The following is a 21,263-nucleotide window of genomic DNA, read 5'->3' on the forward strand; positions in this document are numbered from 1 at the left end:
TTCAGGTCCTCCCGGGGCAGCACTTGCTGCTGGAATGACCGTAGCCTTGCCTGCTGACAGAGCCTGTCAGCAGCAAGGCAAGGCGCCCCACGAGGGTATCTTGCGGGCGGTTTCGATACTGAAGACGACTAGCCCGGCTGGCCGCTGACTTCGGGCCGCCGTGCGCTCCATTCGGCCAGGACCAGGCCTGCGGCGATCAGGGCGGCGGCATAGACGTGGAAGAGCTCCAGGCTCTCGCCGAGGACGATCACCGAGCCCAGCGTGCCGAACAGCGGGATCAGGTTGATGAACAGGCTCGCCCGGTTCGAGCCGATCAGCTCCACGCCCCGCACGTAGAGCATCTGCGATAGGACGGACGGGAAGATTGCGGTGTAGGCGGCGATCAGCCAGCCCTGCAGGTCGATCGAGGCGAAGTTGGACGCCAGTGCCCCTGGCCCGTTGCCGAGCCCGGCCTGGTAGGCGAACGAGCCGAGGATGGCGCCGACGAAGGTGGCGCTCAAAAAGCTCAGCCAGTGCGTCTTTGGCCGCCAGCGCAGCGCGATCGAATAGATGGCGTAGGCGAAGCAGGCGAGGATGATGAAGAGATCGCCCAGATTCACGTCGAGCTGGAGGATGCGCGCTAGTTCACCGTGCGTCGCGATGATGGCGACTCCGACGATCGTGATGGCGATGCCGGCCAGTTGCAGCGCCTTCACGCCGGTGCGGAACAGCACGAAATTGAGCAGAATGACGAAGATGTTCACTGCCACCTGCTCGAGCGCGATGTTGACGCCCGAGGTGTAATAGGCCGCGACATAGACGAAGACGTTGAAGGTGGCGTAGCCGACGGCGCCGTAGAAGAGATAGAGCCACCATTTCGCGCGGATCACCGGCCAATCCCGCGGCAGCGGCCCGATGGCGAAGGGCAGCACCAGGAGCAGGGCGCCGGTCCAGCGCAGGATCATCAGTGAGTGCGGATCGATATGCCCGACCGCGAGCTTGCCGGCGACGACATTGCCTCCCCAGAAAATGTTGGTGAGGACGAGGATCAGGTAGGGCCGGTTCATCACCGCGCTGAGCGGATTGGCCGGAGCAGGGGAGGTGGTCATTGTCGGTCGCTGTCGTGATGTCGGCCGCCACCGGGGGCGGCGGCCGAACGAAGGCGCGACCTTATTCAGGCGTGGCGCGGCGCGCCAGTCATGCCGGCGGAATGTTCTGGTTGAGCCGGAACAGGTTCTCCGGGTCGTACTGGCGCTTGACGCGCCGCAGCCGGTCCCAGGTGGCGCCCGGATAGGCGGCACGGACGCGTTCCGGCCCTTCGTCGTTGACGAAGTTGACATAGGCGCCGTCGTCACCTTGGTACATCGCGGCGGCGAAGTCCTTGAGCCAGCTGAGCTTTGCCGGTCGGTCGTCGGGACCTGTATAGAACGCGGCGTAGTTGACCATGATCGGGCTCTGCCGGTGGGCATAGGCCGTCGCATCGGCCGGAACCCGGGCCACCGCTCCGCCAAGCACGCGGATCTGGCATACCCGGAGTGGGGCGTCGGACTCCGCGAGGTAGCCCAGGATCGTCTCCGCTTCGTCGATGCCGATCGTGTTCACCAGCTGGTTCATCGACACGGCAGTCGGGTGATACTCCTCGCCGTCGTCGGGCGGATACATGCTGGCGAAGGGACCCGGCCTGACGAAGTCGGCGAGCGGCTTGCCGATGGCCCGGAACGGCGCGAGGGCCGCTTCGGCGGCCGCATCGTCGCCGGCAAAGGCCAGCATCGCCATGATCACCGTCTTGCCGTGGGCTTCGGCCGGCAGGAACGGCATGGGCGGCGCCGGCATGACGTTGGCGATCGAGGACAGTTCGTCGGGCGCCTCGCGGGCCGCCTTGACGAAGCCGGCGATGGTCTCGGCCGTGGCCGGCAGCAGCAGCATGCCGCCGGTAAAGGCCGGCAGCGCGTGCAGCTGGTACTTCAGCCGGGTGACGACGCCGAAATTGCCGCCACCACCACGCAGTGCCCAGAAGAGGTCCGGGTGGTTGTCTGCATCGGCAATGAGCACCTTGCCGTTGGCGGTGACGATCTCGGCGGCGAGCAGCGAGTCGATGGTCAGCCCGTGCTTGCGCGAGAGGTAGCCGACGCCGCCTCCGAGCGTGATGCCGCTGACGCCGACAGTCCCGGCATCGCCGAAGCCGACGATCAGCTTGTGCGGGGTCAGCGCCTCGGTCAGTTCGACGGCAGTGACGCCGGCGCTGGCCCAGACGGTCTTGTTGTCGGGGTCGATGTCGATCCCCTTGAGGTCGCGCACGTCGATGACGAGCCCGCCCTCCGTGCTTGAGAAGCCAGCGCCACTGTGCCCGCCGCTGCGAACGGCAAGCTCGAGCCCGTTGTCGCGGGCATAGGCGATGGCGGTTGCTATGTCGTCCGGGCCGGAAACCCGGACGATCAGTCCCGGGCGCTTGAACATGTCGCCATAGGTGACAGTGCGGGCCTGGTCGTAGTCGGGGTGATCAGGAGTGATCACCGTGCCGGCAATGCCGGCGGGCAAGCGGGTGGTCGTCGCGGCAGTCGAGGTAAGGGGCATGGTGTGACCTTGTTCTCGGGTGTGTCGCGCTGGGCTGCGGTAACATGGGTGTGACCGAGGAACGATTCAAGCCGTTTCCATATCGAGGTCTTGACGATCGATCACTAATGTAACATACGAAGTTACATGAAACGCGACAGCAGACTTTCGGGCGTGCTCCACGTCCTGCTCCACATGGCCGATCCCACCGGCCCGGTAACCTCCGATGCCATGGGCCGGGCGATGCAGACCAACCCGGTCGTTGTCCGACGCACTATGGCAGGGTTGCGGGACGCGGGGATTGTCCGGTCCGAAAAGGGCCATGGCGGCGGCTGGGTGATCGCGCGCGAACTCGACAAGATCACCCTGCGCGACATCTACGAAGCCCTCGGCGCACCGACGCTGCTCGCCATGGGCAACCGGACGGAATCGCCTGGTTGCCTCGTCGAGCAGGCGGTCAACCGGGCGCTCGGCGAAACCTTCGACGAGGCCGAGGCGCTGCTCCTCGCGCGCTTCGGCGACGTCACCCTCAAGCAATTGGCCGCCGATATTCGCGGCAATCACCAACACCTGGATCACGTCCATGCTTCATGATGCCATCATCGTCGGCGGCAGCTTTGCCGGCCTCGCCGCCGCCACCTACATCGCGCGTGGCCGCCGCACCGCGGCGATCATCGATACCGGCTTGCCGCGCAACCGCTTCGCGGCGCATTCGCACGGCTTCCTCACCCACGACGGTAACGCGCCGGCCGAAATTCTGGCGACGGCGCGGGCCCAGGTCGCGGCCTATCCGACGGTGCAGTTCATCGATGGCTCGGCCAACTCGGCCACGAAGACCGGCGACGGCTTCGCGGTGACGCTGGGGACCGGTGAGGTCGTCGAGGCACGGAAGCTCGTCCTCGCTTATGGCATTTCCGACATCTTGCCGGAGATCCCGGGCCTCAAAGAACGCTGGGGCAACTCGGTGATTCATTGTCCCTATTGCCACGGCTATGAGTTCAGCGACCGGCAACTCGGCGTGCTCAACATGCAGCTACGGTCGAGCCACCAGGCGCAACTGATCGCCGAGTGGGGACCGACGACCTTCTTCCTCAACGGCGAAACCATCGACGACGCTACCCGCACCATGCTCGAAAAGCGCGGGGTCGCCATCGAGCCCACTCCCGTTAAGTCGCTGCATGGCGACGGCAAGCATCTGTCGGGGGTGGAGCTTATCGACGGCCGGACGGTCGGGATCGAGGCGCTCTATATCGGCGCACCGACCCGCCACAATAGCTCGATCGCCATCGACCTCGGCTGCGACACGGAGGAGAGCCCTGCTGGGCCGGTGATTAAGGTCGACGGCATGAAGATGACCACGGTTCCCGGCGTCTACGCCGCGGGGGACATCACCCGCGCCATGCACAACGTCACCTTCGCTGTGGCGGATGGCGTCATGGCTGGAGTGGCTATTCACGCTTCGCTGGTGTATTAGGCCTGCCTTGTTGACCCTCCCCCGTAAACGGGGAGGACCACCACCTGCGACGCATAGGCGTTTGTCATTCTTTCCCCTTTGCTCTAAAGGACGTCCGCAACTGCTGCGGATGGCCCTTGTGTCGCGTCCGCCGGCGGCTTGCACAGACATCGGAGCAGAACCTTAGCAGCTCCCGGCAAAGAGCCGGCGGGCTGCCGATTCCTGAGGGGCATCAAGCGCATGGCAAATGTGATCGTCGTCGGCAGCCAGTGGGGTGACGAGGGCAAGGGCAAGATCGTCGATTGGCTTTCGGAGCGGGCCGACGTGGTCGTGCGCTACCAGGGCGGACACAATGCCGGCCATACACTGGTGATCGACGGGACGAGCTACAAGCTGGCGCTGCTGCCATCGGGTGTGGTGCGCGGCAAGCTCTCGGTCATCGGCAATGGCGTGGTCGTCGATCCGCACCATTTCGTCGCCGAGGTCGAAAAGATTGGCGCGCAGGGCATCGCAGTGACGCCCGAAGTGCTGAAGATCGCCGACAACGCGCCGCTGATCCTCAGCCTCCACCGCGAGCTCGATGCCATACGCGAAAGCGGCAATTCCGGTTTGAAGATCGGCACCACCCGTCGCGGTATCGGCCCGGCTTACGAAGACAAGGTCGGCCGCCGCGCCATCCGCGTCTGCGATCTTGCCGAGCCCGAGACGCTGATGCCCAAGATCGAGCGGCTCTTGGCGCACCACAATGCGCTGCGCCGCGGCATGGGCCTCACCGAGCTCTCGGCCCAGTCGCTCTACGACGAGTTGATGGACGTCGCCGACAAGATTCTCCCCTATGTCGACCAGGTCTGGCGCTTGCTCGACGAGAAGCGACGCTCCGGCGCGCGTATCCTGTTCGAGGGCGCGCAGGGCGCGCTGCTCGACAACGACCACGGCACCTATCCGTTCGTCACTTCGTCCAACACCGTCGCGGGGCAGGCCGCGGCCGGTTCGGGCCTCGGGCCGACGGCGATCGGCTATGTGCTCGGGATCACCAAGGCCTACACCACCCGCGTCGGCGAGGGGCCGTTTCCGTGCGAGCTCGACGACGAGATCGGCCGGCACCTTTCGACTGTTGGTCGCGAAGTCGGTGTCAACACGGGCCGGCCGCGTCGTTGCGGCTGGTTTGACGCCGTGCTGGTGCGCCAGACCGTCAGAACTTCGGGGATAAACGGCATCGCGCTGACGAAACTGGATGTTCTCGACGGCCTCAAAGAGATCAAAGTATGCGTGGGTTACGAGCTTGACGGTCAAAAAATTGACTACTTGCCCGCCTCAATGGGGGCACAAGCTGCTGTTAAGCCCATCTACGAAACCCTTGAGGGATGGTCGGAAACAACGGCTGGGGCGAGAAGCTGGTCTGAACTCCCTGCACAGGCGGTCAAGTACGTTCGGTATATCGAAGAGCTGATCGGGGCCCCGGTCGCCATGCTCTCCACGAGCCCGGAACGACTCGATACCATTCTGGTGCAGGACCCGTTCCAAGACTGAGATTTTTTCGTTAGAACAGGCCCCGAACTTATGGATGTCGTTTAGCGAATGGCGGACTACAAAGAGCTGTTGCGCAGGGCCGTAGAAGCCCTGCCCGAGAACAACGGCGCCGCGCGCCGCGCGGTCTACGAGAAGGCACGTGCCGCGCTCGTGGGGCAGCTGCGCGCCATCAACCCGCCTCTCGCCGCCCGCGACATCACCGCTCACCGCCTGCAGCTCGAAGATTGCATCCGCCAGGTCGAGCAGGAAGCCAGCGAGGCCGTGATCGCCGGTCTCGGTTCGGGCAAGGACGATAATCCGCCCCCGCCGCCGGTCTATTTCGAGCCGCCGAAGAAAGCCGCACCAGCCACGCGCCCTGTCGCCAAGGCCCTGCCTGGGACCGCCAAGGAGCCGCCGCGCCCGCTGCCGCCCGGCGGCACCATCGAAGAAATCATCGCCGCCGCCAATGCCGAGCAGACGCAGGGGCAGGCCGATCCGTCGCGCCAGATCGTGCGCCAGGACGCCAAGCCGATGGGGAAACCCGTCCCCAAGCTGGTCCCGTCTTCCGGTCGCCCGCAGATTGCGGCGCCGATTCAGCGTAACGACGAGGGCAGCGAGGACGATCGGCCGCAGGCCATGCCGGCTCGTACGCCGATCCCGGTCAAACCGGTACCCGCCGCCGGCAATCGCGCCCTGCCGTCCATCGTCGCCCGGGCGGAAGCCGCCAAGAGCCGGACCGGCAGTGCCGCCTTCGGCGCGCCGATCGGTGGTCCGGCCCGTGGTCCGGTGCTCGAGCCGCGGCGCGACCTTGCGGCCCGCAGCGGACAATCTGCCGCGGCCCGGCAGGTCGAGTCGGAACCCGTCGCGCTGTTCAGCGAGCCGCCGATCGCGGCTGCCATGTCGGCGGTGCGGGAAGTCGAAGTAGAACCGACCCCGGTCGATCCGCAGGGCGCCATCGATCGCGCCATCGCGACACTCGATCGCGAAGCGCGCGGCGAGAACGAGTACGAAGAAGAGACTAACGGCAACCACTACAACGGCCTCGACGACGGCGACGAGGAGCTGGCCCACGAGGCCGCCTTCGCGGCGCCGGCACTAAAGGCCGATGTGCGTCCGCAACAGCGCGAGGGTAAGGCGGCCAAGGCCAGTGCCTTCGCTCGCGATGCGCGGGCGCCGCGCCAGCGTGATGCCGAAGCGCGCCTGCCGCGTGCACGTCAGGAAGATGAGCGCCGTGGCCTCGGTGCGGTGACGATTTTCCTCATAGTGTTTGCCGTGCTGCTGCTCGGTGCCGGTGGCGCCGGCTTCTGGGCCTGGCGCGAAGGCTTCATCAATCTCGATACGATGTTCGGCCGCGGTCCGGTTACCGAGCAGGCAGCGACAACGCCGCCTACGCCTACCGAAGTTGTTGCCGAGGCTCCAGCCACCGGACCGGGCAATACGACCGCTCCGGCCGAGGACGTTGCGCCGACTGCCGAACTCGGAACCGAGGATCGCCTCGGCGAGGAACCGGCTGCAGGCAGCCTGGCGATCCCGCTGGTCGAGCCCACGGCGGAGGCCCGGCTCGGTGCCGAACCGGTTCCGGCCGCAACGGCGGCCAACGACACAACCGCAGTGGCGGCGATCGATCCGGCCAACCTCGCCGGCAGCCAGTCGTTGCTGCTCGAGGCTTCCGATAGCGGCACCACCGGCGCCGTGCCATATTCAGGCACGGTCGAGTGGACTAAGGGCACCGACGAGATGGGCCTGCCGACGCTGATCGGCAAGGCGAATATCCCGGCGCGCAACCTCGCGGTGGACGTGCTGATCCGCAAGAATTCGGACCCGGGCCTGCCGGCGAGCCACCTGATGGAAGTCAACTTCCGCGTCACCGACAGCTTCATCGGTGGCTCGATCGCTGGGCTGCCGGGTGTGCTGCTCAAGAACGAGGAACTGGTGCAGGGCACGCCGCTGGTCGGCGCCTCGGCCCGCGTCGTCGGCAACTCGTTCCTGTTCGCACTCAGCGCCACACCGGCCGACATCACGGCCAACTCGACACTGCTGACTTCGCGCAAGTGGATGGACCTCGCGCTCATCTATGCCACCGGCAAGCGCGCGATCATCACGCTCGAGAAGGACGCGAACGCCGAGAAGCTGTTCACCGAAGTGGTCGGTGCGTGGAACGGCGCCGCAACCACGGCAGCGGCTCCGCCGGCCTGATCGGCCTTAAGCCTCGATCAACTTCCCGTCTTCCAGCCGATAGCGGCGCGCGGCCAGCGCGTCGACGTCGTCGGCGTGATGGCTCACCAGCAGCGTGATCCACTGATGGCGTTCGGTCAGCGTCCGCACGAGTGTGCGGATGGTGGCGCGCGTGGCGTCGTCGAGCGCCGAGAACGGCTCATCGAGCAGCAGCACCGGCCGATTGCGCAGCAGGGTGCGGGCGAGGGCGACGCGTTGCTTCTCGCCGCCGGACAGCGTCGCGGCGCGCTGCTTGAGCACACCGGGCAATCCCACTTCATCGAGGGCGGCGACGATCTGGCGGGTGCGCTCCAGACGCGGTGTGTCGCGCGGCAGGCCGAGCTCGATGTTCTTGGCGGCGGTCAGGTGCTCGAACAGGGTCTCGGACTGGAAGAGGATCGAGACCGGCCGCTCCTCGGGCGGCAGTGGCAGAAGTTCACGGCCCGACAGCAGTAATTCGCCCGACTTTGGCATCAGGAACCCGGCGATGAGGTCGAGTAGTGTCGACTTGCCGGCGCCGCTCTGGCCACTGATGGCCGTGACCTCGCCCGGCCGCGCCACGAAGCTCAGGTCGAACTGCCGGCTGGCGTCCGCATACTGGAAAATCAGGTGCTTAGCTTCGAGCATCGGTGAGCCTTCCGACCAGCTTCGGCAGCAGCACGAAGGCGGCAATGGTGATGATCAGCATGAGTGCGGCGATGGTCGCGGCATCGTTGGTGCGATAGGCGCCGAGCGCGCGGTACATCAGCAGCGGCAGGGTGGCGAAATCCTGCGTGCCGAACAGGGCAATGACGCCCAGGTCACCGAGTGAAAAGCAGAAGCTCAGCGCCAGCACCACGCCGACATCGCGGCCGATCAGCGGCCACTCGACGGCCCGGAACTGTTGCCAGCCGCCGAGCCCGAGCGAGCGGATCAGCCGCCCGCGCTGGCGGACGATGGCGTCGAGCGGCGGTGCGAGGGTCGCGAGGGCGAAGGGTAGCGAGAGCAGGGCATTGGCACAGAGGACGACGATCGGCGCCGCCGTTTCCGGCACCAGCCCGGCGTTGCGTACGAGCAGGAAGGCGCCAAGCGACAGCACCACGGCCGGTACCGCGAGATAAGCGTATGCCGGGGCGCCGATGCCGGTGCGGAGAAGCGGCAGAGGTGTCGCAGCGCGGCCGAGGCCAATGCCGAGTGCGAGGAGCAGGGTCAGGAGGGCGGAGCCGGTGCCAATAAGCAGGCTGGAGCCGAGGGCGGACCAGAAGCTGGCGCGTCCCATGACATCGAGAACGCCGGCGCCGAGGCCGTTGATGAGGATGGCGAGGAGCGGCAGGCCGAAGCCGAGGATGGCGGTGGTCAGAACGATCCACTGCAGCAGCCGGGCCGTGCCGCGATCGCGCCAGCTCACCTCGGTGGAGGCTCCGGTCGAGGCGGAGATCGGCGCGAATGCCGCGGCAGCCAGAATGACAGCCGAACAGATGGCGATCTGGACCAGCGCCAGCTGTACGGCGCCCTTCAAATCGAAATCGAGGCGGACGGCGGCGTAGATCGCCACCTCGAGCGTCTGGTTGGCCGGGCCGCCGCCGAGCAGCAGCACGATGGGGAAGCTGGTGAAGGCCAAGAGGAAAATGATGGCGGCGAGGCCGGGGAGCGAGCCGCGCAGCATCGGCCAATCGATCACCGCGAAGCGCTGCCAGGGCGAAAGAGCAAGGCTCTGGCCGGTCTTGAGCCGGGGCTCGGGAATGGTGTCGAGGCGGGCCAACAGGATCCTTGCCGCGAACGAGGCGTCGAGAATGACGTGGGCAGCGAGAATACCACCGAGCCCGAACAGGGGGATTTCCAGCGTGTGACCGGTGAGGGCGAGCGCGGTCTGGTTGATCCAGCCGGCGCGGCCCCAGACGGCAAGGAGGCCGAAGGCGACGATCAGGCCGGGCGTGACGATGGCCGAGGCGAAGAGGCCGACGACGAGGTCGCGGCCGGGGAAGTGCAGGCGGTTGAGAGCCCAGGCGAGGGCGGTGCCGACGAGCAGCGAGAGGATCGTGCTGAGGCCGGCCTGGATCGTCGTCATCACGACGAGGTGCCAGATATCGATACGTGGCGGCTGTGCGGCGCTGTCCGAGGCCGTGGTGAAAATAGCCCACAGGACCATCGCCACGAGCGCGGCGATGGCAAGCGCGATGGTCGCCCCGGTGACGATCCGGAGCGGCCGATCGGGCAGGGTGCGCGGGTTGGCCACGCGGGCTCCTACTGCAGCGCGGCGAGGGCGGCGTCGACCCAGGCCCGGCTGTGCGCGGCGATGGTGGCCTCGTCGACGGTCAGCACCTTTTCCGGCGGCGTGCCGAAGGCGGCCGGCAGGTCGTCGCCGATGTCGATCACCGGATACATCCAGTTGGTGGTGGGGATGATCTTCTGCGCCTCGGGTGTCACGAGATAGGCAAGGAACTGCTTGCCGAGTTCAGCCTGGTCGGAGCTCTTCAGCAGGCCCGCCACTTCGACCTGTGCCACGTAGCCTTCCGAGAACGGGGCGTAGGCGTACTTGTCGTCGCTCTCGGCGATGGCGTGGTAGGCGGGCGAGGTGGTGTAGCTCAGCACCATGTCGGCCTGGCCATCGAGGAACAGGCCATAGGCCTCGGACCAGCCGCGGGTCATGGTGAGGACGTGCGGCTTCAGGCCCTTCCAGATCTCGGGCGCCTTGTCGCCATAGGCGGCGGCCACCCAGAAGACGTTGCCGAGACCAGGGGTCGAGGAGCGGGGGTCCTCGATGACGATCTTGAAGCTATCGGGCAGCGCGATCAGCTCCTCGAACGAGGTCGGCGGGTTGGGTGTCTTCTCCTTGTTGTAAACATAGGCGAAGTAGCCGTAGTCGAAGGGCACGAAATCGGCGTCTGTCCAGGGGAGGACGAGACCCTCTAGGGTCTGGCCGTGCGGCGCGAAGAGGCCGGTGGCACGGGCTTCGCCGGAGGTGGCGGTATCGAGCCCGACGACGACATCGGCCTTGGTCGCCGCACCCTCGAGCTGCACCTTGCGCAGCGTCGAGATGGCGTCCTCGGCAGTGGTGAAGGCGATGGTGCATCCGCAGGTCTTCTCGAAGCCGGCCTTCAGCGCCGGGCCGGGGCCCCACTCGGCGGCGAAGCTGTCATAGGTGTAGACATCGAGGACGGGCTTATCCTGGGCGATGGTAGGTGAGGCGATGGCGCAGATAACTGCCGCCAACGCGAAGCGATTGAACGACATATCGTTCCCTTCGGTTTGCGGCCATGTGGATTGAAGGGCACGTACATGGGTCGGACGCAGAGGCGCCCTTGCCATCTCGAACTTCCTCCGCCAGCATGACCTGGTTCAGGTTCAATGGGTAACTCTCAGCTCCGGAAACCTCCGGAACACCCCAGCGAGACGCCTGACAGATAGACAGAGTTTTCCCTTCGTGCAAGCGCGCCCCAAAGAGACTTCCGTCGCAGTCTTTGACGATCTGCTCGTCATTGTTGGCGGCGGGACGGTCGATACCGACCTGCTGCAGGAGCTTTACGCCTCGGGCGGCCACGTGGTCGGCGCCGATGGCGGAGCCGACGCGATCGTCGCCGCCGGGCTCAAGCCCGAGCTGATCGTGGGCGATTTCGATTCGCTGAAGAACCCGCATTCGTGGCTGGGCAAGACCCGGCTGATGCAGATTGCCGAGCAGGAAACCACCGATTTCGAGAAGTCGCTCTATTCGACCCGCGCGCCGGTGACGGTGGCGCTGGGCATGACCGGACGGCGCTTCGACCACACGCTCGCGGCCCTCGATGCGGTGGCGAAATACGCGCACCGCCGGCGGATCGTGCTGGTCGACGAGGAGGATGTCGCGCTCGGGCTTACGGCGTCGTTCTCGTTCAAGGTCGAGCCGGGGGAGCGGGTGTCGATCCATCCGCTGCAGCCGGTGACGTTCTGGCGGTCGGAGGGGCTGAAATACCCGCTCGACGCGGTGAAGCTCGCCCCGGGTGTGCGTACCGGCACGTCGAACGAGGCGCTCACCGGGCCGTTCACCATCGTGCCGGAGGAGGGGGTACACGCGCCGTACCTCCTGATCCTGCCACGAACGTATCTGGCGTCGCTGATCGCGAAGCTGCTGCTGGAGAAGCGGTAGCGCGCGCCGATGCATCCGGTCGCCTTGGCGCCGGAGGATATCAAAAAGCGAGCGGGGAGACCGGCGCGGTTTTCGGCCACGCGGGTAGTCCGCAAATGAAACGGCCGTCGCCGCGCCGGTCTGGATCGGGACTGAGTGAGATTCTGGGGATCCAAGGAGCATGCCCCCATCGCGCCTCTCGTCTACGTTGCCGCATCGGAGCCTGGATGGGTGGTTGGTTGTCGGTCCCACAAAACCCGCCATGGCACGACTGCCATGGCTCCCGATATCCCACCACCATCCGTTCGTCGCGAGCGCCCGCCCGTGGTTGGACGTGATGAGGATACGGCCGGGCGGAGAGCGGGGGGATAAGATTCTTCTTGCAGGAAGTTGAGCGCGGGTCTCACCCCCTGCGAGCTGCGGCTAGGTCGCTGCGCTCCCAAGCTTTGCTTGCCTCCCCCGCCCAGAGGGAGGTGGGGGCCGGTGAGTATCTCTGGATGATGCCAGCCAAATAAAAAGGCCGCCCGGAGGCGGCCTTGGTTCATTGTGTTTCGCCGGACTACAGGGCGGCTTCGTGGCCCTTGGAGTGGGCGGCTTTTTGCACCGCTTCCTGGACCTTTTCGAAGGCGCGGACTTCGATCTGGCGGATGCGCTCGCGGCTGACGTTGTATTCCTGCGCCAGCTCTTCGAGCGTTGCCGGTTCGTCGCGGAGGCGGCGGGCCTGAAAGATGGCCTTTTCGCGCTCGTTGAGATCCTGCATCGCGTTGTTCAACAGGCCCATGCGCTCGGAGAACTCCTCGGTCTCGCCGAGGGTGGTCTCCGCCGAAGGGGTGTCGTCGGCGAGCCAGTCCTGCCACTCGGAGGCACCCTCGTCGGCGCGCATGGGCGCGTTGAGCGAGGCGTCGCCGGAGAGGCGCTGGTTCATCGACACGACGTCGGCTTCGGTGACGTGCAGCGTCGTCGCGATCTGCTTGATCTGGTCGGGATGCAGGTTGCCGTCGTCGAGGGCGGCAATCTGGCCCTTAATCTTGCGCAGGTTGAAGAACAGCCGCTTCTGCGCGGCCGTGGTGCCGATCTTCACGAGGCTCCACGAGCGCAGCACGTATTCCTGGATGGCAGCGCGAATCCACCACATCGCGTAGGTCGCGAGGCGGAAGCCCTTTTCGGGCTCGAAGCGCTTGACCGCATGCATCAGGCCGACATTGCCTTCGGAAATGACTTCCGAAATGGGCAGGCCGTAGCCGCGATAACCCATAGCGATCTTAGCCACGAGGCGCAGGTGCGAGGTGATCAGCTTCTGGGCCGCGCCCGGATCCTCGTGCTCCTTATAGCGCTTGGCGAGCATGTATTCCTCGTCAGGCTCGAGCATCGGAAACTTGCGGATTTCCTGGAGATAACGGCTGAGACCCCCCTCAGCCGATAGGATAGGCAGATTTGTCTGGGCCATATTGCACCCTCGTCTTTCCCCCGTCATCACGGGCAGATACAGCCCGCATCCATCAGGCATGCTGGCTGACGTTTTCGATATATAGGTCAAAATCAGCACTTGATAAGACCCACTACGTCGCCACTTGAATGCGCCTGCGCGCATTACGGTTGCATGACGTGGTTCTTACAAATTGGTGAGTTGCTAGCGCGCGTAAGCGCGGTCGAAGGGCGCGATGGCGTCGGCGAGAGCCTGGAGATCGGGCGGGAGCGGGGCTTCGAACTGCATTTCTTCGCCGGTCGTCGGATGCTCGAAGCCGAGTTCGGCCGCATGCAGGGCCTGGCGGCCGAGGGCCCTCACCGCGGCCTTGGCGGCCTCGGGCAGGCGGTTCACCTTGGTGATGAAACCCGGGGCATAGAGCTGGTCGGCGACGAGCGGGTGGCCGATATGGGCCATGTGGACGCGGATCTGGTGGGTGCGGCCGGTCTCTAGCTCGCAGCGGATACGGGTGATGTCCCAGCCCTCGTCGCCGTAGCGGGCCTCGACGGCATAGTGGGTGATGGCCTCACGACCATCCTTGCGCACCGCCTGTTTCAGCCGGTTGGCGGGATCGCGGCCGAGCGACGCTTCGACGGTGCCGGAGGCCTGCTGGGTGCGACCCCAGGCGAAGGCATTGTAGGCCCGGTGCAGTGGTCCGGTCCGGCCGTGATCGGCGAACTGGGCGGCGAGGTGGTTGTGCGCGGCCTCGGTCTTGGCGGCGACCATCACCCCCGACGTGTCCTTGTCGAGGCGGTGGACGATGCCGGGGCGCTTGACCCCGCCGATGCCCTTGAGGCTTTCGCCGCAGTGGTAGAGAAGGGCATTGACCAGCGTGCCGGTGTAATTGCCGGGGGCCGGATGGACGACCATGCCGACCGGCTTGTTGATGACGATGAGGTCCGCGTCCTCATAGAGGATATCGAGCGGGATGTTTTCGGGCGTGGGCTCGGCCTCGACCGGCTCTGGCGCGACGAGGAGAATTTCGTCGCCAAGCTTCAGCTTGTATTTGGGTTCCTCGACGGCTCGCCCATTGATCGAAACGCCGCCGGACAGTATCAGGTCCTTCAGCCGGTTGCGCGAGAAGACCGGCACGGCACGGGCCAGCGCGACGTCAAGGCGGCTGCCGGCATCGGCCGCTTCGACCGTGACCTGCCACTCCTGTTCCTCGCCGGAAAAATCCTGCATGAGCGATCCTCGAGACAAAAGCGAAACCACACCGGAGTTTAGCCCGGAAGCCAAGGCCGTGCTCAATCGGGCGCGGAAGAGCTTCGTGGTGTCGATGGGGCTGCTGGTGGTGGGCCTTATCGCCGTAGGTGGTGCCCTTGTCTACCGCGCATCGCAGAGCGAGCCCAAGGTGGGCGGCGACTATGTAATCGCGGCGCTGAAGATCCCGAGCGGCGGCGAAGTGGTGTCAGCAGTGGCGGCGGACGGCCGGGTGACCGTCACCTACCGGCTTGGGGCGCTGACCAGCGTCCGCATTTTCGACGGCAAGTCCGGCGAGATGATCCGCGAAATTCCGGTGGTTAGCGAGTAGTTCGCCGGTGGCGCCGGGTGCGTGTGGTCGCCCCCTCCACCAGCTTCGCTGGTCCCCCTCCCCCGTAAACGGGGAGGACAAGAGGCTAGTTGCCGTCCTGCAGTTCGCGCAGGGCCTTCAGGCGGTCGGATACGGCGCTGCGTTCGGGGGTGACGCCGTTGCGGGCGTTGGGGCCGCGCACCGGCGTATTCGCTTCGGCTTCAGCAGCATCGACATATTTCTGCATGCGGGAAGCGAGGGTTTCTTCCTCGGGATCGACCGGGCCGTTGCCCTCGAGCGCATAGACTAGCTTGCTGACATCGGAGGCGATGTCGTTGAGGCGCTCGCGCAGGTGGGACTGCTCGATGCGGTCGGTGTCCCAGTCGGTCATCACGCTCTCTTCGACGCTTGCGACCTTGAGGCGGAGCTTTTCCATCTCCTCCTCGAGGCCGAGCTTCTCGGCGAGCAGCATGTCGCGCTTCTGGTCGCCCTCGTCGATGAGCTTGGTGGTTTCGGCGAGGAGGCTCGAAACGCGGCTCTCGGCATCAGCGATGCGCGCCTCGGCGTCGGCGAGTTCACTGTCCTTGCTGGCCTCAACATCATCGCGACCGGCCGCCGCTTCGCGGGCGTCGGCCGCTTCGGTACGGGCGACGGCAACGCTGTTGTTGGCCTTCTCGAGGTCGGCGAGCAGGGTGCGGTTCTGTGTTTCAAGGAAGCTGGCGCGGGTCTTTTCGACTTCGAGGTAGCCGAGCAATTCGTCGATATCGACGTTGTAATCGCCGGTGAGCGGCTTGCCTTCGACCGAGATCGACTTGGGCGAGGAGCCGCGCAGGCTTTCGCGGGCGGCTTCGAGCTGGCTCGACTTGTCGGTCAACTCCCTGTCGCGCATGCGCAATTTCTGGGCCAGATCGGCGCCTTCCTTCTCCAGCTCGAGGATGCGGCGGCGGGCTTCGGCCTCGCGCTCCTCGAGTTCGCGGACGACCTGCAGGTGGCTGTCGCGCTCGCCCTTGATGCCGCCGAGCTCGTTCTTCTTGCGATTAATGTCGCGCAGCTGGTCGGCGAGGCGGCGGCGCAGGGCCTCGACGTTCATCTCCAAACGCCTGGTGGACAAGGCGAATTCGGCGCGGAGCTGATCCTTGTCGGCGCGGAACTCGGCCATGGTCATGGGGGTCGCTGCCTCGATCCGCTTCTTGGTTAGGCGGACGGCGCGGCGCCAGACGGCGGGGAGGATAATCAGTGCGAGCAGCCCGGCGACCAGAAAGCCGAGCACGAAATACATCACATTCTCAATGGCCATAACTCAACTCCGCCAGCACGCCCGGGCGGCCCTGCACGAACTAGATTAGCGGAAGTTGAGGCGCCGGTCACGACGCGCATGTGTCAGTTTCGCTGACACATGCGTAGCGTCAAGATGAACGGCTCATTGACGGCGGATGAACGCTCTACCGTTCACGCCATTCGAGCGTAGCTCTCATGGCCTTCTTCGCTCAAATCGCTCCACTGGAGCGATTTGCCCTGCGGGGCCATTCGACCATAGGTCTCAAGGCCTTCTTGTCTTGAAAGGCTCCACCGGAGCCTTTCATCGGCCAGAGCCGACCGACTGCGAAGTCAGAAGGGGTTCCAAGTCGGTTCCTGGGTGAACTTCAGGTAGCCCACGTTGATGCCGAGGCGGGCGCCGACGCCGGAGCGGATCGGGACCATGACGACGTCACCGTATTTGACCACGGTCATGCCGAGGCCGCCGATGACGTAGGCGGAGCCGTCGACGCCGGGATAGCGGCCGAAGACGTCGGAAATCTGAGCCAGGTTGTAGACCAACATCATGACCTTCGAACCATCGCCGCCGAAGTCGAGGCCGACGGTCGGACCCTGCCAGAAGACGGGGTGTTCGCCCTGGTTGCGAGTGTACATTGTGCCTTCGCCGTAGCGGGCACCGGCGAAGATGGCGCCGCCGGCTTCCTCGCCGAGGATGTAGGCATTGGGCAGGCCGAACTGGCTGACGGCGCGTTCGACGACAGAGGCGAGGCCCTGGGCCACCGAGCCGAAGAACTGGTGGCCGGTATCGACGAGCTCTTCGCCCGAATATGTGTCGGAGAGCGAGCCCTGTTGCTGGGCGTAGGACATGGTGGGCGCGAGCACCAGCGTTGCCGCGGTGAGGGCGACGAAGGCGGCGAGGATCAGGTAGACCATGCGATCGAGCATGCGGAACTCCCGGCGGGGCTTATTCAAGCGGCACACCATTTACGCCGTACTTACCACGAGGGACTAAGTTGCGGCGCATACGGTCTGCCTGAGGGGCCCTCAAGCTAGGCCTTCATGGCGGCGATCATGCGGCAAAAGCGTAAACAAATCTTAACCATACGGCGGCTGTTCGTAGCTCTGGCGATGCTGGTGGGGCTCGGAGGAGGTGCCCTGCCGGCGCAGGCGGCCGGGCTGGTCGAGACGTTCGTCACCGATCCACTGACCGGCGTGGCGCTCGAGGGCTATGACCCGGTGAGCTATTTCATCGGCCCCGACCCGGTGATGGGTACGCCCGACTTCGCTTATGAGTGGGGTGGGGTGCCTTGGTATTTCTCGTCGCCGGCCAATCGCGACGTGTTCATGCGCAACCCCGAGATCTATGCGCCGCAGTATGGCGGGCACTGCCTCGTCAGCCTCAGCCGCGGGTTTCTGTCGGACGGCAAGCCACGGCTTTATGCGATCAAGGACATGAAGCTCTACCTGTTCTACTCGGTAGCCAACCGCGAGGTATTTTTCGCCAGCGGCGATGGCGTGGTGGCGACGGCGGACGGGCAGTGGGACACGCTCAAGGGCGAACTGGCAGCTGGCGGCGGCAATGTCGTCGAGGCGCTGGAGCCGGTGGCGGAGAGCCCGGCGCATTGAGGATTGGCGGGAAGTTCTAGGGTCACCGCCCGCTTTGCGGGTAATCTTCACGGAATTGATTCGACTGCAGAGGTCACGAAAGAATGGCGGATATCATCGAGCTCAAGGCGACCGATCTCGCGGCGATGCTGTGTTCGCGGGTGTGCCATGACCTGATCAATCCGGTCGGGGCGATCGGCAACGGGCTCGAAGTGCTGGCCGACCCGACGCAGGGCGCAATGGCCGAGGGCGCGCAGGAACTGATCGCCAATTCGGCCAAGCAGGCGCGCGCCAAGCTCGAATTCGCGCGACTGGCATTCGGTGCTTCTTCGACGGCCGGTACGGATTTCGACACGCGCGAATGCGAGCGCGTGGCGCGGCTCTATTTCGAGATCGAGAAGGCCGACCTCGACTGGCAGGTGCCGCTGATCCTGCTCCCCAAGCACAAGGCCAAGCTCTTGATGAACATGCTGCTGATCGCGGCCATGTCGGTGCCGCGCGGTGGCGTGGTGACGGTGAAGGTCGAAGGGCCGGCCGGGCAGGAAAGGTTCGTCCTGACCTCGAAGTCGGACCCCGAGAAGCGGCAGAAGACGCTGATGCCGCAGGGCGCCGAGGGTCTGCTGTTCGGCAATCCCGAAGGCGGCGTCGATGCGCGCGGCATCCAGCCGTTCTACACGGGTGTGCTGGCGCGGATGACCGATATGGATATCAAGATCGGCATCGAGAACGACGTATTCGAATTCTCGGCGACGCCGAAGGCGGTTGCGGCGGCGGCGTAGACGGCTCGCACCCTGCAGTTTGACGGATCAGGACGCGCCCTCGGGGATTGGTCTCGTGCCGCTGAGGAGCAGGGTCAATTCGGCCTGGCGCCTGGTGCCGGTCTTGGACAGGACGGCGTTGAGCTGGTTGCGGACGGTGGCCGGCGAGAGGTTGAGGCTGCCGGCGAGGCTTTCGACATTGAGGCCGGAGGCGATGCCGCGGGCCACCTTGGCCTCGGCCGGCGTCAGGTCGAAAAGGCCGGTGAGGATGTGGGTGAGCGGGGCCTCGGGGATGGTGACCGGGGTCACGACGATCAGCCCTTCGGCGCGCGTGAAGACGTCGCCGGCGGCGCGGCGAACGGGTAGCAGATGCACGACGAGGGCGGGCGCCTCGGCCGTGGCCTTGACCGGTATCGAGCGCAGGACCGGGCCGGCTTCGTAGCGCAGTTCGGCGATCGCAGCGGAAACGAGCGCATTCGTCTCGGCGTCCTCGAAGGCGACGCCGCCAAAGGCGGTGAAGGTGACGCGCGGCGCCAGCTCCTCGAACATCGCATTAAGCGCGAGAATCCGGCCCATGCGGCCCAGCACGGCGCAGGGGAGGCCGACGAGCTGGAGGGCGCTCGCCTGGTTGCCGGCCGAGCGCAGGCCGAGGCGATGCGAGAGCAGGGCGGCGCGGGCCATGTCGGGCCGGTAGGCATCGAGGCGATGCATGGCCTCGCGCTCGAATGGCGGGACGCCGGCCTTGCGGGCAAAGTCGAAGACGATCAGGTCGCTGGTGGGCGTGGGGACGACCGTGCCGGCGGTCCAGGCAAAGCCGTGGGGGCGGACGAAGTCCCGGTAGATCGGGTCGGCGTCCAGTTCGGCCGCCGTACACAGTTCGAGGTCGGACGAGAACGCGGACGGGTAACGCTGCAGCGAGCGCTCGAAACGAACATTCTCATATTCGCGGCCGTTGACGACATAGTCGGCATAGGCTTCCTGGTAGGCGCCGGTGGCGGCATAGCGACCGTATCCGTCCTTATCGACGGAAAGAATCGTCACCGCATCCGCGTTCGCCAGGCTCGCCAACCGTTCGAGAACTGGCGACCATAGCTCAGGAATAGCTGCGGCCTCGTATATCTCGTCCACGAGACCTTCAGGCATGCTCAACAATATCCCCTCTGCGTCCGGCACGGGTCTCGAACAAAACGGTCCGGGCCTGCCTCAACTTCAGCCGTTGTCTCGGACGCCTCAGACTGCCACCATGTTGTTCAGTAACACGAAGGGCCAGAGCCGTCATACTCAGTTTGACGTAGGCCATTATCGGCGAAACCTGCCGTTATTCGAGGTTGCAGCTTGGCGCCGTTCGAGCACCCTGCCGGAAATTCCGAGAACGGGCTTCAGGTTTCAATAACCATTCGTGGGCAGAGTGGTCGAAAGCGCGGTCCGGCTTGGCCGGCGCGGGCCGTGCTCGTGGAGAAACGCGTCATGAAATCCTGCCTCGTGGTCGACGATTCCAGTGTCGTGCGCAAAGTCGCGCGGCGCATTCTCGAAGACCTCGACTACATCGTCGACGAGGCCGAAGACGGGCAGGAAGCGTTCGACAAGTGCCGCCAGGAAATGCCGGACGCGATCCTGCTCGACTGGCAGATGCCGATCATGAGCGGGCTCGAGTTCCTGAAGCTGCTGCGCGGCTATGTCGGCGGCCAGGCGCCGCATGTGGTCTACATGGTGACCGAGAACGACATCGGGCAGATCGCGATTGCGCTCCGCAGCGGCATCAACGACTACATGATGAAGCCTTTCGAGCGCGACCACCTCGAGGCCAAGTTCATCGCACAGGCATCGGGGCAGGCGAGCGTCGCCTGACCCACTGGTCTACGCGGTCGAGCCCGGGGAGATACTTTCCCGGCGTGCCCCCGGCCGGTTGGCGCTCCGCCGCCGGCAATCAAGCCTCCGCCTGCCATTCCTGCTCTCCGAACTGCCTCGTCGAGTTGAGCCGCGGGAACGAGATCGGCGGTACTGGACGGCCGAGGAAAGCGCAGAGCGGCTCCCACCCCTGGGCGACATCGAAGGTCAGCAGCCGGGTAGCCGGTATGGTCCGCTGCACTTCATCGATATGGGCCCTGAACACGGATGTGGCGTAGGTCCGATCCGACATTTTCTCGTCGAAGACACCGGCAACGACGAGGCGATGGGCCATGTTTGCGACGCCGTTGATGTGGTCGGAGTCGTAGGTGCCGCGACCGGCCATGAAGGGCAGGATGGTGGCCTCGAGGCTGTCGAACCACTCGTCCGGGTCACGCACGGTGAGGATCACTTTCGAGTCCGGGTAGTGGGAGGCCAGTTCGCGCCAGTAACGGGCGCCGGGCCAATCGACCTGGGCGCGATATCCGGCAAAGATCGCGTCCCAGTCGGGGCGTTCGCCGCGGGAAACCGCATCCCATGCGGGCAGTAGCTCGGGGTGGTCGCGTACCTCGAACATGTGGTGGGCGGGGCCGAAGCCGAGATGCTCGAGCGCGACCTTGAGCGAGGTGGTGCCGGTGCGTCCGAAGCCGGGGCCGATGATTTCGAGTGCCATTGCGTGTTCCTCGTCTGAGCCGGTCAGGCGTGGCGGACGGGCCGCCGTAGCGGGGCGGCGGTGGTGCGATTACGGGCATCGGTCAGGTTGGCCCTGGCCCACCCGAGCAGACGGCCGACCCAGGGGGCCATGATGGGTGCGCCGACCTGTGCGTAGTAGGCGTCTTCCTCGGCGGGCGATGTCGGCTTTGAGGTGTCGGGCCTGCTCCGGAGCATCGCATAGCCGATCGCTGTAAGGTACATGTCCATTTTTCGTCCCTCCATGGCGCCGGGTGGTGGTGGCGCCGTGGCAAGAAATCTGGCCGATGCAGGTGCCT

21 protein-coding genes and 1 riboswitch are annotated in these 21,263 nt (G+C 65.6%); of the genes, 9 read left to right on the forward strand and 12 right to left on the reverse strand.

Features of this window, described 5'->3' with window-relative positions:
* Positions 1-128: 128 nt before the first annotated feature.
* Both ACOYW5_RS20495 and ACOYW5_RS20500 read right to left on the reverse strand, forming a co-directional pair.
* Positions 129-1,088 (reverse strand): DMT family transporter, encoded by a 960-nt coding sequence (locus tag ACOYW5_RS20495; protein ID WP_423066726.1) that lies wholly within the window; start codon positions 1,086-1,088, stop codon positions 129-131.
* An 88-nt stretch (positions 1,089-1,176) separates the two neighbouring features.
* Positions 1,177-2,553 carry an FAD-binding oxidoreductase gene (locus ACOYW5_RS20500; protein WP_423066727.1) on the reverse strand — a complete coding sequence of 459 codons (1,377 nt, stop codon included), beginning with the start codon at positions 2,551-2,553 and terminating at the stop codon, positions 1,177-1,179.
* Between the two features lie 126 nt (positions 2,554-2,679).
* Here ACOYW5_RS20500 and ACOYW5_RS20505 point away from each other — a divergent pair, with 126 nt between their 5' ends.
* The 4 genes from ACOYW5_RS20505 to ACOYW5_RS20520 all read left to right on the forward strand — a co-directional run bounded on the left by ACOYW5_RS20505 (position 2,680) and on the right by ACOYW5_RS20520 (position 7,690).
* Positions 2,680-3,126 (forward strand): Rrf2 family transcriptional regulator, encoded by a 447-nt coding sequence (locus ACOYW5_RS20505; RefSeq protein ID WP_423066728.1) that lies wholly within the window; start codon positions 2,680-2,682, stop codon positions 3,124-3,126.
* The gene (locus ACOYW5_RS20510; protein ID WP_423066729.1) at positions 3,116-4,006 is read left to right on the forward strand and encodes an NAD(P)/FAD-dependent oxidoreductase; all 891 of its coding nucleotides are present in this window, start codon (positions 3,116-3,118) and stop codon (positions 4,004-4,006) included. Before ACOYW5_RS20505 ends, ACOYW5_RS20510 begins: the two co-directional genes overlap by 11 nt.
* Before the next feature lie 219 nt (positions 4,007-4,225).
* Positions 4,226-5,515 carry an adenylosuccinate synthase gene (locus ACOYW5_RS20515; RefSeq protein WP_423066730.1) on the forward strand — a complete coding sequence of 430 codons (1,290 nt, stop codon included), beginning with the start codon at positions 4,226-4,228 and terminating at the stop codon, positions 5,513-5,515.
* A 48-nt stretch (positions 5,516-5,563) separates the two neighbouring features.
* On the forward strand, positions 5,564-7,690 hold the full coding sequence (locus tag ACOYW5_RS20520; RefSeq protein ID WP_423066731.1) for a hypothetical protein: 2,127 nt from the start codon (positions 5,564-5,566) through the stop codon (positions 7,688-7,690).
* Between the two features lie 6 nt (positions 7,691-7,696).
* On the opposite strand, the gene ACOYW5_RS20525 is transcribed toward ACOYW5_RS20520, so the two are convergent.
* Genes ACOYW5_RS20525 through thiB form a run of 3 tightly spaced genes read right to left on the reverse strand, consistent with a single transcriptional unit; the run spans position 7,697 to position 10,921 of the window.
* Positions 7,697-8,335 carry an ATP-binding cassette domain-containing protein gene (locus tag ACOYW5_RS20525; RefSeq protein ID WP_423066732.1) on the reverse strand — a complete coding sequence of 213 codons (639 nt, stop codon included), beginning with the start codon at positions 8,333-8,335 and terminating at the stop codon, positions 7,697-7,699.
* Positions 8,322-9,923, reverse strand: coding sequence for a hypothetical protein (locus tag ACOYW5_RS20530; protein ID WP_423066733.1), 1,602 nt, complete (start codon positions 9,921-9,923; stop codon positions 8,322-8,324). Before ACOYW5_RS20530 ends, ACOYW5_RS20525 begins: the two co-directional genes overlap by 14 nt.
* A gap of 8 nt (positions 9,924-9,931) precedes the next feature.
* Positions 9,932-10,921 (reverse strand): thiamine ABC transporter substrate binding subunit, encoded by a 990-nt coding sequence (gene thiB / locus ACOYW5_RS20535; protein WP_423066734.1) that lies wholly within the window; start codon positions 10,919-10,921, stop codon positions 9,932-9,934.
* Positions 10,922-10,986: 65 nt separating this feature from the next.
* Positions 10,987-11,085, reverse strand: a riboswitch (TPP riboswitch).
* A gap of 26 nt (positions 11,086-11,111) precedes the next feature.
* Between thiB and ACOYW5_RS20540 the strand changes: the two genes are divergently transcribed.
* Positions 11,112-11,810 carry a thiamine diphosphokinase gene (locus ACOYW5_RS20540; protein ID WP_423066735.1) on the forward strand — a complete coding sequence of 233 codons (699 nt, stop codon included), beginning with the start codon at positions 11,112-11,114 and terminating at the stop codon, positions 11,808-11,810.
* Between the two features lie 538 nt (positions 11,811-12,348).
* Here ACOYW5_RS20540 and rpoH read toward each other — a convergent pair.
* A complete protein-coding gene (rpoH, locus tag ACOYW5_RS20545; protein WP_423066736.1) occupies positions 12,349-13,236 on the reverse strand; it encodes an RNA polymerase sigma factor RpoH in 888 nt (295 codons plus the stop codon).
* Positions 13,237-13,419: 183 nt separating this feature from the next.
* Complete coding sequence (locus tag ACOYW5_RS20550) at positions 13,420-14,439, reverse strand: RluA family pseudouridine synthase (protein ID WP_423066737.1); 1,020 nt, start codon at positions 14,437-14,439, stop codon at positions 13,420-13,422.
* Here ACOYW5_RS20550 and ACOYW5_RS20555 point away from each other — a divergent pair.
* Positions 14,438-14,788: a hypothetical protein gene (locus ACOYW5_RS20555; RefSeq protein WP_423066738.1), complete on the forward strand. Its 351-nt coding sequence runs from the start codon at positions 14,438-14,440 to the stop codon at positions 14,786-14,788. The genes ACOYW5_RS20550 and ACOYW5_RS20555 overlap by 2 nt on opposite strands.
* A gap of 85 nt (positions 14,789-14,873) precedes the next feature.
* Here ACOYW5_RS20555 and ACOYW5_RS20560 read toward each other — a convergent pair whose 3' ends face one another.
* Both ACOYW5_RS20560 and ACOYW5_RS20565 read right to left on the reverse strand, forming a co-directional pair.
* Positions 14,874-16,064, reverse strand: coding sequence for a hypothetical protein (locus ACOYW5_RS20560; protein WP_423066739.1), 1,191 nt, complete (start codon positions 16,062-16,064; stop codon positions 14,874-14,876).
* A gap of 311 nt (positions 16,065-16,375) precedes the next feature.
* Positions 16,376-16,969, reverse strand: a complete 594-nt coding sequence (locus ACOYW5_RS20565; protein WP_423066740.1) for a DUF1134 domain-containing protein — start codon at positions 16,967-16,969, stop codon at positions 16,376-16,378.
* 126 nt (positions 16,970-17,095) lie between these two features.
* Here ACOYW5_RS20565 and ACOYW5_RS20570 point away from each other — a divergent pair, with 126 nt between their 5' ends.
* Together ACOYW5_RS20570 and chpT are read left to right on the forward strand one after the other, a co-directional pair.
* Positions 17,096-17,650: a YHS domain-containing (seleno)protein gene (locus tag ACOYW5_RS20570; RefSeq protein ID WP_423066741.1), complete on the forward strand. Its 555-nt coding sequence runs from the start codon at positions 17,096-17,098 to the stop codon at positions 17,648-17,650.
* Positions 17,651-17,733: 83 nt separating this feature from the next.
* The gene (gene chpT, locus ACOYW5_RS20575; RefSeq protein WP_423066742.1) at positions 17,734-18,408 is read left to right on the forward strand and encodes a histidine phosphotransferase ChpT; all 675 of its coding nucleotides are present in this window, start codon (positions 17,734-17,736) and stop codon (positions 18,406-18,408) included.
* Positions 18,409-18,435: 27 nt separating this feature from the next.
* Here the strand turns inward: chpT and ACOYW5_RS20580 are convergent, their stop codons facing one another.
* Entirely contained in the window at positions 18,436-19,530 is a 1,095-nt protein-coding gene (locus ACOYW5_RS20580) for a helix-turn-helix transcriptional regulator (RefSeq protein WP_423066743.1), read from the reverse strand.
* Between the two features lie 324 nt (positions 19,531-19,854).
* Between ACOYW5_RS20580 and ACOYW5_RS20585 the strand changes: the two genes are divergently transcribed.
* Positions 19,855-20,235 carry a response regulator gene (locus ACOYW5_RS20585; RefSeq protein WP_423066744.1) on the forward strand — a complete coding sequence of 127 codons (381 nt, stop codon included), beginning with the start codon at positions 19,855-19,857 and terminating at the stop codon, positions 20,233-20,235.
* A gap of 79 nt (positions 20,236-20,314) precedes the next feature.
* Here the strand turns inward: ACOYW5_RS20585 and ACOYW5_RS20590 are convergent, their stop codons facing one another.
* Positions 20,315-20,947, reverse strand: a complete 633-nt coding sequence (locus tag ACOYW5_RS20590) for a sulfotransferase family protein (RefSeq protein ID WP_423066745.1) — start codon at positions 20,945-20,947, stop codon at positions 20,315-20,317.
* A 23-nt stretch (positions 20,948-20,970) separates the two neighbouring features.
* A complete protein-coding gene (locus tag ACOYW5_RS20595) occupies positions 20,971-21,195 on the reverse strand; it encodes a hypothetical protein (RefSeq protein WP_423066746.1) in 225 nt (74 codons plus the stop codon).
* Positions 21,196-21,263 lie beyond the last annotated feature (68 nt).

This window comes from Devosia sp. CN2-171 (assembly GCF_049354815.1).
Classification (GTDB): domain Bacteria; phylum Pseudomonadota; class Alphaproteobacteria; order Rhizobiales; family Devosiaceae; genus Devosia_A.